Below are 13,146 nucleotides of genomic sequence, written 5' to 3'. Positions count from 1 at the left end.
TTAATGAAACTACAAATCAAGTTTTCCTTATACAATGCCATCACTAAAATAGCCATTATTTTGGTGTTGGGCGCCATAATATTGTTTTCATTGGATAAGATTGCTTACAATCAGCTCGACAATCGTTTAATAAAGAAAAAAGGGAAAATTATTAAAAACCTTAACGACGCAGAAATTGATAGCCTGCTTAGTAACGAACAGAGTTTTACTGATTATAACATTTTAAAGGAAGAATTTATAATACTTACAGATATCCCCGATAACCAGACAGATTCAGAAGCAAAAATAATTACCGAAAAGCGGGAGATTGAAGGCGATGTTGAATTTTATCGAATTTTAAATTACAAGTTTCTTTATCATACAAACTGGTATAAACTGGAGCTGGGAGAAAGTATGACCGCAATGCAGTCTATAAAAAACTCGATAAGGTTTTATATGCTGGTTGTGCTTTGCGCCTCGCTACTGGTTACACTTCTAACCGATTTTGCTTTTACAAATTTTCTGCTTAAACCGTTTTATCTAATAATTGATAAAAAGATTAACAAGGTTGACGACCCAACTCATTTTAATTATCAGAACATTAGAACAAATACTGATGATTTTAAAATTTTAGATAACAGTATAAACTCGCTGATGCGGAAGATAAATACACTTTTCGCTTTAGAAAAACAGTTTATAGCTAATGTTTCTCATGAGCTTTTAACACCGATTTCTATTCTAAGTACCAGGTTCGAAAACATGTTAAGTACGCCCAACATTCCGGTAGAACACGAAAATAAAATTTTCGCATCGTTAAAAACACTAAATCGGTTAAAGGTTATCATCAACAGTTTGCTTCTAATTTCAAAAGTTGAAAACAATCAATATTTAAAAACTGAAAAAATAAACATCAGGGAAGAGCTAAACGATATTTATGATGATTTGGAAGACAGAATCATTGATAAAAATTTAAAGTACAACATAGATTTGAAAGGCGAATTCAGTTTTAATGGCAATAAGGCACTTATGCACACCTTGCTCGTTAATATTTTAAACAATGCCATCAAATACAATAATGATGGCGGCGAAATCAATGTTCATGGCGAAAGCAAAAATGCCCGCTATAATTTAACAATAGCAGACAGTGGCAAAGGCATGAGTGATGATTTACTCCAGAATGCCTTCGACCGATTTAAGAGAGGCAACACGGAAGAAAATGGCTTTGGCTTAGGTTTGGCAATTGTACAGAGTATTGCGAAGTTCCACAAAATAGACGTGGAAATTAACTCAATCGAAAATCAGGGAACAAGCATCAATTTGATTTTCCCCGAAACGGTATAAATCTGCAAACGTTAAATTTTTAGAGCGCAGGTTCTAAAAAGGCTCATCAGCAACGTTCGTTTTTTAATCCGTTTGCACATTTTTTTTTATCTTGCAGAACCTTCTAATTATAAATCACCCTAAAGCGAATGAAGAAATTTGTAGCAGCAATTGCGATAATCACCTCAATAATGGCATCTTGCCAAAGCGATGATAAAAAATATACAACGGTAGATTCTACAATAATGAGTGAACAACAAGGTGATTACAAAGCGCCAGATGAGTGTTTCACTTATAAAGATAAAGACGGCGGAACTGCATCGCTGGTAATTTACGGTACCGGATCAAACAAAGTATTAGGCAAATTAAACTATATACTTGCCGGCAAAGATAGAAACGATGGGCAGTTCTACGGTTTTATGAAAGGCGATACGATAATTGTTGATTACAAATTCGAGTCAGAAGGCGTATTTTCTAACAGGCAGGTAGTTTGGCTTAGACAGGGCGATAAGATTTTGGAAGGTTACGGCGATGTTTATGAAGCTAACGGAAATGTTAAGTTCAAAAATATAAAGAAATTAACGTTTGGTAAATCTATAATTTTCGAAAAAACTGATTGCAAATAAGCAGGCTTACAAATTTTCAAACCGCTCCCAAAATCCATCAACAGGGAGTTTTGCAAAAATATTTACCGGTTCTTTTTTAACGGGGTGCAAAAACCGCAACCGCCTTGCATGGAGGCAGATGCTGCCTTTTCTACTGCCTCTTGGATAGCCATATTTGTTATCGCCCACTATTGGGCAGCCCATTGATGATAGCTGAACTCTGATTTGATGTGAGCGGCCGGTAAGTGGATCAACTTCTATCAAAAAATAATCGCCAACCTGGGCCAATAGCCGGTAAGAAAGTTCGGCCCGTTGCGAACCCTGTACTTCTGTATTGTAATAAGTTACTACATTCTTCTGAGGATTTTTAACCAGCCAGTGAACCAGCGTTCCCGATTCGTTTGCGGGTTTATTTTTTACAACGGCCCAATAAGTTTTCTTAACCTCGCGGTTTTTAAAAACGGCGTTCATGCGTTCTAATGCCTTGCTGGTTTTTGCGAAAAGGATTACGCCACTAACAGGCCTGTCAAGCCGGTGTACTACGCCCAAAAAGGCACCGTTCGGCTTACTGTATTTTTTAGCGATGTATTTTTTTACCTGCTCATCCAGGGGCTCATCACCCGTTTCATCAACCTGTACAATATCGCCAGCCCTTTTATTAATGGCGATTAGGTGGTTATCCTCAAAAAGTATGTCTGTATCGTTAATTGGCATTATTGGCTAATGGCTTTATCTGCTTGTTAGTGTTTAAAACAAAAAACTAAACTTAATATTGTTCTTTTTCGTTAGGGAAGTCATTTGCTTTAACATCGCGGATATAAGATTGTGCCGCACCTAATATTTCATCATATAAATTAATATACTGCCTTAAAAAGCGGGGCTTAAATCCCTTGGTTAAACCAATCATATCGTTCACAACCAGAACCTGCCCGTCGCAATCTCCCCCAGCGCCGATACCGATTGTTGGAATATTTAAACTTTGCGAAACCTCTTTACCAAGCGCAGCTGGTATTTTTTCGAGTACTATGGCAAAACAGCCTGCGGCTTGCAGGGCAAGCACATCTGTTTTTAACTTATTGGCCTCTTCTTCTTCCTTTGCACGTACGGTATAGGTTCCAAATTTGTAAATGGATTGAGGCGTTAAACCTAAATGCCCCATTACAGGAATACCCGCAGTGATGATTCGCTGAACAGATTCGATAATTTCTTCACCTCCCTCCAGTTTCACCCCGTGCGCACCAGATTCTTTCATAATTCTGATTGCCGAATTTAAGGCTTCTTTAGAATTTCCCTGGTAAGAACCGAAAGGTAAATCGACTACAACGAAAGCACGCTTTACCGCTCTTATTACCGATGCCGCATGATAAATCATCTGATCTAAGGTTATGGGCAAAGTGGTTTCATGGCCTGCCATAACGTTTGAAGCAGAATCTCCAACAAGTAAAACATCCAGTCCGGCATCATCCAAAATGGTTGCCATAGAATAATCGTAGGCAGTTAACATTGATATTTTTTCTCCCCGCTGTTTCATCTCTTGCAAAATGTGCGTGGTAATGCGTTTTATTTCCTTATGTACCGACATGGACTTTATTTTGTTGAGCCAAAAGTATAAAGTTATAATTTAAATTATGCAGTTTAACTTGTGTTAAAATTTAATTGTTAGTGTTGTTACAAAAAACTGATGAAAACTTTAAACTTTTATCGTCGAAAACGCTATCTTTGTACCCCGAAATGGAAGGGATTTATTCATCTTTTTTTGCCCCTAGCAAACACGGCTCTTATGCCGAAAGCCTCCCGTTTTTTAAGTCTTTTTTAAATCATAATCCATATTGTAATTACCATGACTAACTACACCAAGTTACCTGCGATTCTATTACTTGCCGATGGCACAGTTTTTTACGGCAAAGCCGCCGGAAAAATTGGCACTACAACCGGCGAAATTTGTTTTAATACAGGGATGACAGGTTACCAGGAAATTTTTACTGATCCGAGCTACTTCGGGCAGATTATGGTTACCACAAATTCGCACATCGGAAACTATGGTATTCAAAAAGAAGAAATTGAATCTGATTCGATTAAAATTGCTGGTTTGGTTTGCAAAAACTACAACATCGTTTACAGTCGCAAGCAAGCTACAGAGTCTATTCAGGATTACTTTCAAAATGATAACCTTGTAGCCATTTCAGACATCGATACACGGGCTTTAGTTCGTCATATCAGAGATAAGGGCGCAATGAATGCGATAATTTCTTCTGAGATTACTGATTTAGACGAATTGAAAAAGAAGCTTGCCAAAGTGCCTTCAATGGAAGGTTTGGAGCTTTCGTCGAAAGTAAGTACAACAGAACCGTATTTTTATGGCAATCCTGAAGCGAGCTTAAAAGTTGCGGCTTTAGATTTAGGTATCAAGAAAAACATTCTACGCAGTTTCGAAAACCGCGATATATATGTGCAGGTTTTTCCGGCTAAAACAAAATTTGCTGAAATGGAAAAATTCAGTCCTGATGGCTATTTCATTTCAAATGGCCCTGGCGACCCATCGGTAATGCCATATGCAGTAGAAACAATTAAAGAAATACTCGCCGAAGACAAACCGTTGTTTGGTATTTGTTTAGGTCATCAGTTATTGGCAGAAGCCAACGATATTGGCACAATGAAAATGTTTAATGGCCACCGCGGTTTAAATCACCCGGTTAAAAACATCATTAAAAACCACTGCGAGGTAACTTCTCAAAACCACGGCTTTGGTGTAATTCCTGATGAGGTTAGAAACTCTGACAAAGTGGAAATTACACATGTAAACCTGAACGATAAATCTATCGAAGGTATCCGTGTTAAAGGAAAAAAAGCATTTTCAGTTCAGTATCACCCGGAATCTTCACCTGGTCCGCATGATTCCCGTTACCTTTTCGATGATTTTGTTGATGTAATGAAGGGCGAATTGGTTTGGTAAAATTGAATCGGGACTGGCTGGTTTTCAAAGACTGTGCAATTACCTGAACCAGTAACAAATATTAATAAAAATGCGAACCGACAAAGGTTCGCATTTTTATTTTAGGCAGCGTTCACCTGCTGAAAACATCATTTTACCGACATTTTAAAAGTTTGTAAATAAATTAATTTTAAAGGTTCTTAAATTCGCAGTATGGAAAAAAACAAAGCCATCATCAGTGTTAAAAACCTGGTAAAAAAATACGACGATTTTGTAGCTGTACAGGATTTAACTTTTGATGTTTTTGAGAATGAAATTTTTGGTCTGCTCGGCCCAAACGGCGCAGGCAAAACAACCACACTCGAGATAATAGAAACTTTACGCGACAAAACCTCAGGCGAAATCATTGTTGATGGGTTTTCGGTTGATAAGCAGGCGCATGAAATTAAGCAAATTATCGGTGTACAACTCCAGGCAGCCGGCTATTACCCAAACCTAAACTTAATCGAACTAATCGAACTTTTTGCGGGCCTTTACGGTGCCAGCATTAAGCCAATGGATATGTTGGAAAAGGTAAATCTTCAGGATAAGGCGAAGGCAAAATACAAAGCACTCTCTGGAGGCCAAAAACAACGTTTCTCCATTGCAACAACGTTAATTAACCAGCCAAAAGTTATCTTTCTCGACGAACCAACCACCGGCTTAGACCCGCAGGCCAGGCGCAACCTTTGGGATTTGATTACCGAGATACGAAACCAGGGCACAACCGTCGTAATCACCACACACTACATGGATGAAGCCGAGCAACTTTGCGACAGGGTTGCTTTTGTAGAACGCGGGAAACTTATCGCCCTGGATACACCCGATAATTTAATAGATAAACTTGTTGCTTCAGGTTTTGAACGGAAAAAAGAAGTAAAAAAGGCCAATCTGGAAGATGTTTTTATCAATTTAACAGGCAAAGAGTGGAGAGAATAGTGATTTTAAATTTCTTTGAAAAGCACCGTCAGCATTTCAATTAGCGCCACTCCCGCTTTTTGCTATAGTCCCGATGAAAAATCGGGAGCTGCCGCTTCAATCGGGTTTAACAAAATAAAACAGTACAACTATTACAAAACTTACATGCAAAAATACAGCAATACAACAGCAACATTAGCATTGGCGAAGGCGAGTTTCCGCTCTATTATGCGCAGTCCATCGGCAGTGGTTTTTACATTGGCTTTTCCAATAATATTTATTGTAGTTTTTGGCTTTCTTGGTGGTAAAGGTACACACATCGATGTTGGCATTGCCCCTGGCTCGGATGTAAACAATCCTGTAACGGCCATGCTGGAGAAGACAGGAATGATAAGGCTGGTAAAAAATAAATCGAAAGCCGATTTTGACAAGCTGTTGGAAAAAGGAAATGTTGATGCGATGATCGACATACACAAAAGACTAAACTCTGTTGCCTACTCTGTTAATGTTGTTTACACATCCGCATCGATGGATAAAGGGAACATTCTGAAATCTGTTTTAAACAATCTTTTTTACAACAAAACATTAAAGCCATCAGTAGCTGAAATTAAAGAAAGCACGGTTCATGGCCGGGAATACAAAACCATCGATTTTATTTTGCCCGGTCAATTAGGGTTTTCGCTGCTAAGTACAGGCGTTTTCGGAACTGCATTTGTGTTTTTAAGCCTGCGCCAAACGCTGGTAATTAAGCGGTTTTTTGCTACGCCCGTGAAGCGTTCGAGCATCGTTATTGGCGAAGGTGTAGCCAGAATAGGCTTTGCATTACTCGGCGCATTGTTTATAATAACGTTAGGTCACATATTTTTCGGTTTTACCCTGGTTCATGGCGTACTCACCGTTGTGAACATGCTTATTTTAGCAACGCTAGGTATAATTGTATTTATGGGCTTTGGTTTCATAATATCAGGCATCGCAAAGAACGAAAGCATGGTTCCGCCAATATCCAATATTGTAACATTGCCTCAGTTTCTATTATCAGGAACTTTTTTTTCAATAGATGCTTTTCCAGGCTGGCTACAACCAATAAGTAGAGCACTACCACTAACCTATTTAAATGATGCAATGCGGAAAGTGGCCTTTGAAGGCTTAAACTTGTGGGATGTTAAATTCCAGATAATGATTTTAGTAATTTGGGGAATAGCAATTTACGCAGTTGCCGTAAAAGTATTTAGGTGGGAATAGCAAGGTACTTGTATTAAAAAAAAGGGGATAACGCAACAAGCATTATCCCCTTTTTTGTTATTGTAATCTATTAAAGCGCTGCCTTCACCAAGAAAGGCAGTATTTCCTTCTGGAAACTTACGAAGTTCTTACGCACGTCAGAATCACTAACGGATGTAAATGCAAAAGAGAAAACAATACTTTTGCTTGCCTTGAGTAAAAAGGCTAAACCTTCTCTCCTGGCCGGGTTATTTTTGAAATTATCGAGTTGTAAATATGCTGCCAGTAATAATGCTTCTAACTGATCGGACAGGTGTTTTAAAAATTCCTGAGAGTTGGCATTTTCGCGAACAAAATCCCAACCTATAAATTCGTTACAAGCCGTAAAAGAAAGTCGGCTGGTTTTCATAACCAGTGCCTTTAAATGCTCCTCTTCCGAAGCATAACTTACCTTGTTCTGCAATATTTCGTGTAGGTTCTGATCCAGATAATCCATAAGGATACTATCCAGAACCTGCTCTTTACTTTCAAAATATTTATAAATTGTTGCTTTCGCGATGCGTGCTTTTTTAGCAATTTCGTTTACACTCGTTTTGTGGTAACCATATTTTCTAAACAGTTCTTTCGCTGCTTTTTTTACAGTTTCCTTAATCTTTTCGGCTTCCATTTTAGTTAGTTACATGTAAATTAAGACCGGAAATGGCCACTGTGTATTGTTTTAATCCTCGAACGGCCGGCGCTTTTACCGGACTACCATCCTCAAGTAGAAACTTAGCGCCAGAGCATTGATCGGTTACCGTTAACGTTGGGTCATCTAAAGTTACGGCGCATTTTTGTTCGGGATTCACCGTACTGCAACGATCGAATGCAACGTAACCATTGTCCGTTCTGCGGTAAAGCACTAAACCAGCAACACCATAGCCACTTATTAAAACTGCCCCACCAGGACTGCTTAATCTGCTTAAACGCGGATCAGTTAGTGGCAAACTGAAATTTACCCCAACCTCTGGAATATATCCTGTGTCTTTTCCGCAACCTGTTAAAAGCACGAGAACAAATAAAAGGCTATATACAGGCTTCATCATTAAATTAAAGCAGATTTATATTGCTTAAGGAAACGGACATCATTTTCTGAAAACAATCGCAAATCTTTAATCACATATTTTAAATTCGCGATGCGTTCGATACCCATTCCGAATGCAAAACCACTATATTTTTTTGAATCTATACCGCAGTTTTCTAAAACATTTGGATCGACCATTCCGCAGCCTAAAATCTCTACCCATCCGCTATGCTTACACAACTGGCAGCCGGCTCCGTTACAAATGGTACAGGAAATATCCATTTCGGCCGATGGCTCTGTGAACGGGAAATATGAAGGGCGGAAACGAACCTTGGTACCTTCGCCATAAAGCTCCTGTACAAAATAAAATAAGGTTTGTTTCAAATCCGCGAAGGAAACATTTTCATCAACGTATAAACCTTCTATCTGGTGGAAAAAGCAATGCGCCCTCGCGGAAATCGCTTCATTACGGTACACGCGGCCCGGCATAATTGCCCTAAAAGGCGGCTGTCCCTGCTCCATCATACGCACCTGAACGGAGGATGTGTGTGTACGCAAAGCGATGTCCCCCTTTTCACCACCTTTTTTAATAAAGAAAGTATCTTGCATGTCTCTTGCAGGGTGCTCTTCAGGGAAATTTAAAGCAGAAAAGTTATGCCAGTCATCTTCAATTTCAGGGCCTTCGGCTACTGTAAAGCCAAGTTTTGCAAAAATCTCTACAATTTCCCGGCGTACCAATGCCAAAGGATGGCGTGAACCGATTTCAAAACCTTCGCCAGGCAATGTTAAATCCTGGGTATGTGTAGCGCCCTGAACTTGTGTGGCTTCAGTTGCTTCTTTTAAAGTTAAGTATTTCGATTCTGCAAGCTGTTTAAACTCGTTAAGTACTTTTCCTAACGATTTCTTTTCCTCAACAGAAACAGATTTGAAGTCGTCAAAAATTTCTTTAATTACGCCCTTGCTTCCTAAATACTTGATACGGAACTGTTCTAATTCATCTGCTTTTTCTGTTACGAAAGCATTAATTTCTTCAGTGTATTGTGTTATTTTATCCTGTAACATGGCTTCAAATATACGTCAAATTATCTTATATTTTAAATGTGTGCCGGTTCAGAAAATCTGTTTACAATACCATTATAAAAGAAAATGAACCCGAAAACAAAAAAAGCCGCAAATTAATGCGGCTTCAAAAATCTCTTAGAGTTATCAGGAATTAAATTACGCCTAATTCTTTGCCAACTTTAGTAAAGGCTGCAATTGCGGTGTCTAAGTGGTGCTGTTCGTGGGCTGCCGATAACTGCACACGAATTCTTGCTTTTCCCTGTGGTACAACAGGATAGAAAAATCCTATCACATATATACCTTCATCGAGCATTTTTGCAGCAAATTCCTGTGCAACCTTCGCATCGTAAAGCATAACCGGAACAATTGGATGGAAGCCTGGCTTGATGTCGAAACCTGCTTCGGTCATTTTTTCGCGGAAATATTTTGTATTTGCCTCCAATTTATCTCTTAATGATGTGGTTTCACTTAACATATCCAATACCGCAATGGATGCACCCGCAATTGCCGGGGCCAAAGTGTTTGAGAACAAATACGGACGGGAACGTTGGCGTAGCATAGCGATGATTTCTTTTTTACCCGAAGTAAAACCACCCGACGCACCACCTAAAGCTTTACCCAATGTGCCAGTAATAATATCTATCCTATCCATCACATTGAAATGCTCGTGCGTACCACGACCATTTTTACCAATAAAACCAGTACAATGCGATTCATCAATCATAATCAGCGCTTCATATTTATCGGCCAAATTGGCAATTTTATCCAAAGGAGCAACAGAGCCATCCATAGAGAATGCGCCATCTGTAACAATAATTCTGTGCCTGCAGTCTTTCGCGGCAATCAACTGCCTTTCCAAATCTTCCATGTCGGCATTTTTATAACGGAAACGTTGCGCCTTGCACAAGCGTACACCATCAATAATAGATGCATGATTTAGTTCATCAGAAATAATTGCGTCTTCAGCATTAAACAAAGGCTCAAAAACACCACCATTGGCATCAAAGGCAGCGGCATATAAAATTGTATCTTCAGTACCTAAAAACTCAGAAATTTTTGCCTCCAGCTCTTTGTGTACATCCTGTGTTCCACAAATAAAACGAACAGACGACATGCCATAACCATGATTATCGATTGCCTTTTTTGCAGCTTCGATCACTTTTGGATGGGAAGAAAGCCCTAAATAGTTGTTTGCACAAAAATTGATTACTTCTGCCCCACTGCTAACTTTTATATCTGCGCCCTGTGGCGTAACAATAATTCTTTCGCGTTTAAATAGTCCTGCGTTTTCAATTTCTTCTAACTCTTTTTGAAGTACAGGTTGTAATGTTTTATACATGGCCTTAATGTGTTGATTGCCTTCAAAGTTATAAAAATGCCGGAAGAAAAAGGGGCGAAAATGAAAAATGGGCAATGTGTGCTCAAAATTTCCAGCTGAAAACCGAATGCCTGCTTACATTTATTTCGATATTAACAAACTTTAACACCTGCCTGTATGTATAGTGTAAAAACTTATTCGATATTTATAGCTTAACCGGTAAACACCTATGATAAAATTCTGCGCACTCGTAATCTTTTGTTCCATTACCAGCTTTGTGTTTGCACAACAATTTACAATTGCAGGCACCATAAAAGATATCAGCGGGCAACCGGTTCCTTTCGCATCTGTTTACATTAAAAGTACCACTAAGGGCACCTCGGCCAATGTGGACGGCAAGTACGAAATCAAATTAAACAAAGGTGAGTACACGCTAACTTTTAGGGCTGTAGGCTATAAACAGCAGGAACATATCCTGCGAGTTTCAGAATCGTCAACGCTAAATGTTTCTTTAACATCAGAAAGCTATACCTTAGAGAACGTTACCATTCGGGGCAATGCTGAAGACCCAGCTTATGAAATTATCCGCAAGGCGATAAAACAGCGGAAAGTACATTTAGAGGAAGTAAACGCTTTTACCTGCGATGTTTACATTAAAGGTGTGCAACGTTTAAAAAGCGCACCAAAAAAGTTTATGGGTCGCGATATCAGGAAGGTAATGGAACTCGATACAAACCGACAGGGCATTATCTATTTATCCGAATCGCAAAGTAAATTCAGCTTTAAGAGGCCAAATGAAGTGCACGAAGAGATGATTTCATCTAAAGTAGCCGGGAGAAACAATGCCTTCAGTTTTAATAAGGCATCTGATTTGATTATCAATTTTTATGATAATTACCTGCTCGAAAACAAACTCAGTGCCCGAGGCTTCATTTCGCCAATTGCAGACAATGCACTTTTTTATTATAAATACAAATTACTTGGTCAAACGCAGGAAAATGGCGAAACCGTAAACAAGATTGAAGTTATTCCCCGCCGCACAAACGACCCGGTGTTTAGAGGTATCATTTATATTATTGATGGCAGCTGGCGGATCTACAGCACAGATTTATTCCTCACTAAAAATGCCGGAATCAACTTTATCGATACCCTGAGCATAAACCAGGAATTTACCAAAGTAAATGAAGCTTACATGCCAACAGCTGTAAATTTTCAATTTAATGGAAATGTGTTGGGATTTAAGTTTGCAGGCTACTATGTTGGTATTTACAGCAATTACAACATCTCCCCTGTGTTTCCAAAAAACTTTTTCAGCGGTGAAATTTTAAAGATTACGAAACTGGTTAACAAAAAAGATTCTATCTACTGGAATACAAATAGGCCGATTCCGCTCACTCCCGACGAAAAAATTAATTATGTTGTGAAAGACAGCATTGCAAAAAGAAAGGAGTCGAAAACTTACCTCGACTCGCTGGAAAAGGAAAACAACAAATTTGGTGTCGGAAAGCTTTTATTGAGGGGTTACAGCATCAACGACAGATATGACAGCGTTTACATTTCGTTTGACCCGGTCTTGCGGTCTTTATTTTACAACACGGTAGAAGGCTTTGCAATTAAATATGGTGTTACCTATCGAAAAGTATTTGGCGACAGACGTTCGTACAGCATAAGGCCAGAGCTGCGGTATGGTTTTGCAAACCAGAAACTCACAGGGAGCCTCACCGGAAGTTATTTCTATGATCCGCTTAAGCGGGCCAGCATCGGTGCTTCCTTTGGTAACGGTATTTTCGATCTTAATAATTTAGGCTCGATGACCTTACTAGGCAATACGATTAACACCTTGTTGTATGAAAAAAACTTTCCGAAGTTTTACGAAAAATCGTTTTTCAACTTTAACACAACCAGGGAAATTGCCAGCGGGCTGCAGGCATCTGTAAGTTTCGACTATACCAGAAACCACACACTCACAAATACTACCGATTTTAAACTCTTCGACAATAAAGACCGGGAATTTACCTCAAATAATCCCTTTTATCCAAATACTGAAACACCACTGTTTCCTACATATACCTCGGCAAGTGCGTCAGCAAGCCTAACATACACCATTGGCCAACAGTATATCACCCGGCCTGATGGAAAATTTTATACAGAATCTAGATTTCCCCGGATAACAGTTTTATATAAGAAAGGCTTTAACGGATTACTCGGCAGCGATATCGATTACGACTTTGTAAAAGCAGAAATTTATCAGGACAGAATTGGCTTGGGCTTATGGGGATACACGTCGTTTCTTGTTGGAGCGGGGAAGTTTTTAAACAACGCTAAAATGTATTATCCTGAATACAAACATTTTGCCGGTAACATTTCTACAATTTTTCCTCCAAACTTAAGAAAGTTTCAATACCTGGAATTTTATCAGTTTAGTACCAATCAGCAATATTTCGAGGCGCACCTGGAACACAATTTCGCAGGCTTTTTCTTAAATAAAGTTCCATTATTACGCAAAGCGAAGCTTGAAGAATTTGTTGGTGGAGGATATTTGTCATCGCCCGAAAAGAGAAATTACAAAGAGTTTTATTTTGGTTTGCAGCGCCTTGTTTTAAGGGTAAGTTATGGTTTCGCATATGATGGTGCCAAGAAAATATCGCAGGGTTTTAGAATCAGTTACGGCTTTTAAGTTTTAGGAGTA

The 13,146-nt window shown here is 39.0% G+C and carries 12 protein-coding genes; 6 read left to right on the top strand and 6 right to left on the bottom strand.

The features are described 5' to 3' along the window. Positions 1–3: 3 nt before the first annotated feature. Positions 4–1,320, top strand: a complete 1,317-nt coding sequence (locus ASG14_RS06205) for a HAMP domain-containing sensor histidine kinase (RefSeq protein WP_056870114.1) — start codon at positions 4–6, stop codon at positions 1,318–1,320. 128 nt (positions 1,321–1,448) lie between these two features. After that, positions 1,449–1,925 (top strand): hypothetical protein, encoded by a 477-nt coding sequence (locus ASG14_RS06200; protein WP_056870113.1) that lies wholly within the window; start codon positions 1,449–1,451, stop codon positions 1,923–1,925. 6 nt (positions 1,926–1,931) lie between these two features. Here ASG14_RS06200 and ASG14_RS06195 read toward each other — a convergent pair whose 3' ends face one another. Both ASG14_RS06195 and panB read right to left on the bottom strand, forming a co-directional pair. Further along, positions 1,932–2,618 carry an RluA family pseudouridine synthase gene (locus tag ASG14_RS06195; RefSeq protein ID WP_056870112.1) on the bottom strand — a complete coding sequence of 229 codons (687 nt, stop codon included), beginning with the start codon at positions 2,616–2,618 and terminating at the stop codon, positions 1,932–1,934. Positions 2,619–2,670: 52 nt separating this feature from the next. After that, on the bottom strand, positions 2,671–3,486 hold the full coding sequence (gene panB, locus ASG14_RS06190; protein ID WP_056870111.1) for a 3-methyl-2-oxobutanoate hydroxymethyltransferase: 816 nt from the start codon (positions 3,484–3,486) through the stop codon (positions 2,671–2,673). A gap of 258 nt (positions 3,487–3,744) precedes the next feature. Between panB and carA the strand changes: the two genes are divergently transcribed. From carA to ASG14_RS06175, 3 genes are all read left to right on the top strand, one after another. Beyond that, on the top strand, positions 3,745–4,857 hold the full coding sequence (carA, locus tag ASG14_RS06185) for a glutamine-hydrolyzing carbamoyl-phosphate synthase small subunit (RefSeq protein WP_056870110.1): 1,113 nt from the start codon (positions 3,745–3,747) through the stop codon (positions 4,855–4,857). Positions 4,858–5,049: 192 nt separating this feature from the next. Next, entirely contained in the window at positions 5,050–5,814 is a 765-nt protein-coding gene (locus ASG14_RS06180; protein ID WP_056870109.1) for an ABC transporter ATP-binding protein, read from the top strand. 15 nt (positions 5,815–5,829) lie between these two features. Further along, on the top strand, positions 5,830–7,035 hold the full coding sequence (locus tag ASG14_RS06175; protein ID WP_235528529.1) for an ABC transporter permease: 1,206 nt from the start codon (positions 5,830–5,832) through the stop codon (positions 7,033–7,035). A gap of 70 nt (positions 7,036–7,105) precedes the next feature. Here the strand turns inward: ASG14_RS06175 and ASG14_RS06170 are convergent, their stop codons facing one another. The 4 genes from ASG14_RS06170 to kbl form a co-directional block, all read right to left on the bottom strand. After that, on the bottom strand, positions 7,106–7,681 hold the full coding sequence (locus ASG14_RS06170) for a TetR/AcrR family transcriptional regulator (RefSeq protein ID WP_056870108.1): 576 nt from the start codon (positions 7,679–7,681) through the stop codon (positions 7,106–7,108). A 1-nt stretch (position 7,682) separates the two neighbouring features. Then, positions 7,683–8,099, bottom strand: coding sequence for a hypothetical protein (locus ASG14_RS06165; protein ID WP_056870107.1), 417 nt, complete (start codon positions 8,097–8,099; stop codon positions 7,683–7,685). Beyond that, complete coding sequence (gene pheS / locus ASG14_RS06160) at positions 8,099–9,139, bottom strand: phenylalanine--tRNA ligase subunit alpha (protein ID WP_056870106.1); 1,041 nt, start codon at positions 9,137–9,139, stop codon at positions 8,099–8,101. The genes ASG14_RS06165 and pheS overlap by 1 nt, the downstream gene beginning before the upstream one ends. A gap of 151 nt (positions 9,140–9,290) precedes the next feature. Next, positions 9,291–10,478 (bottom strand): glycine C-acetyltransferase, encoded by a 1,188-nt coding sequence (kbl, locus tag ASG14_RS06155; protein WP_056870105.1) that lies wholly within the window; start codon positions 10,476–10,478, stop codon positions 9,291–9,293. Positions 10,479–10,686: 208 nt separating this feature from the next. On the opposite strand from kbl, the gene ASG14_RS06150 reads away from it, so the two are divergent. Further along, positions 10,687–13,134 carry a DUF5686 and carboxypeptidase regulatory-like domain-containing protein gene (locus ASG14_RS06150; protein ID WP_056870104.1) on the top strand — a complete coding sequence of 816 codons (2,448 nt, stop codon included), beginning with the start codon at positions 10,687–10,689 and terminating at the stop codon, positions 13,132–13,134. Positions 13,135–13,146: the final 12 nt, after the last annotated feature.

It is taken from the genome of Pedobacter sp. Leaf194 (assembly GCF_001423945.1).
Classification (GTDB): Bacteria; Bacteroidota; Bacteroidia; order Sphingobacteriales; family Sphingobacteriaceae; genus Pedobacter.
The sequence above is the reverse complement of the archived record's forward strand: the minus strand, read 5'-3'. Positions and strand labels throughout refer to the sequence as shown.

Coding starts and splice junctions, on each gene's coding strand:
- ASG14_RS06205 (WP_056870114.1), top strand. CDS start 4: ATGAAACTACAAATCAAGTTTTCCTTATACAATGCCATCACTAAAATA.
- ASG14_RS06200 (WP_056870113.1), top strand. CDS start 1,449: ATGAAGAAATTTGTAGCAGCAATTGCGATAATCACCTCAATAATGGCA.
- ASG14_RS06195 (WP_056870112.1), bottom strand. CDS start 2,618: ATGCCAATTAACGATACAGACATACTTTTTGAGGATAACCACCTAATC.
- panB (WP_056870111.1), bottom strand. CDS start 3,486: ATGTCGGTACATAAGGAAATAAAACGCATTACCACGCACATTTTGCAA.
- carA (WP_056870110.1), top strand. CDS start 3,745: ATGACTAACTACACCAAGTTACCTGCGATTCTATTACTTGCCGATGGC.
- ASG14_RS06180 (WP_056870109.1), top strand. CDS start 5,050: ATGGAAAAAAACAAAGCCATCATCAGTGTTAAAAACCTGGTAAAAAAA.
- ASG14_RS06170 (WP_056870108.1), bottom strand. CDS start 7,681: ATGGAAGCCGAAAAGATTAAGGAAACTGTAAAAAAAGCAGCGAAAGAA.
- ASG14_RS06165 (WP_056870107.1), bottom strand. CDS start 8,099: ATGATGAAGCCTGTATATAGCCTTTTATTTGTTCTCGTGCTTTTAACA.
- pheS (WP_056870106.1), bottom strand. CDS start 9,139: ATGTTACAGGATAAAATAACACAATACACTGAAGAAATTAATGCTTTC.
- kbl (WP_056870105.1), bottom strand. CDS start 10,478: ATGTATAAAACATTACAACCTGTACTTCAAAAAGAGTTAGAAGAAATT.
- ASG14_RS06150 (WP_056870104.1), top strand. CDS start 10,687: ATGATAAAATTCTGCGCACTCGTAATCTTTTGTTCCATTACCAGCTTT.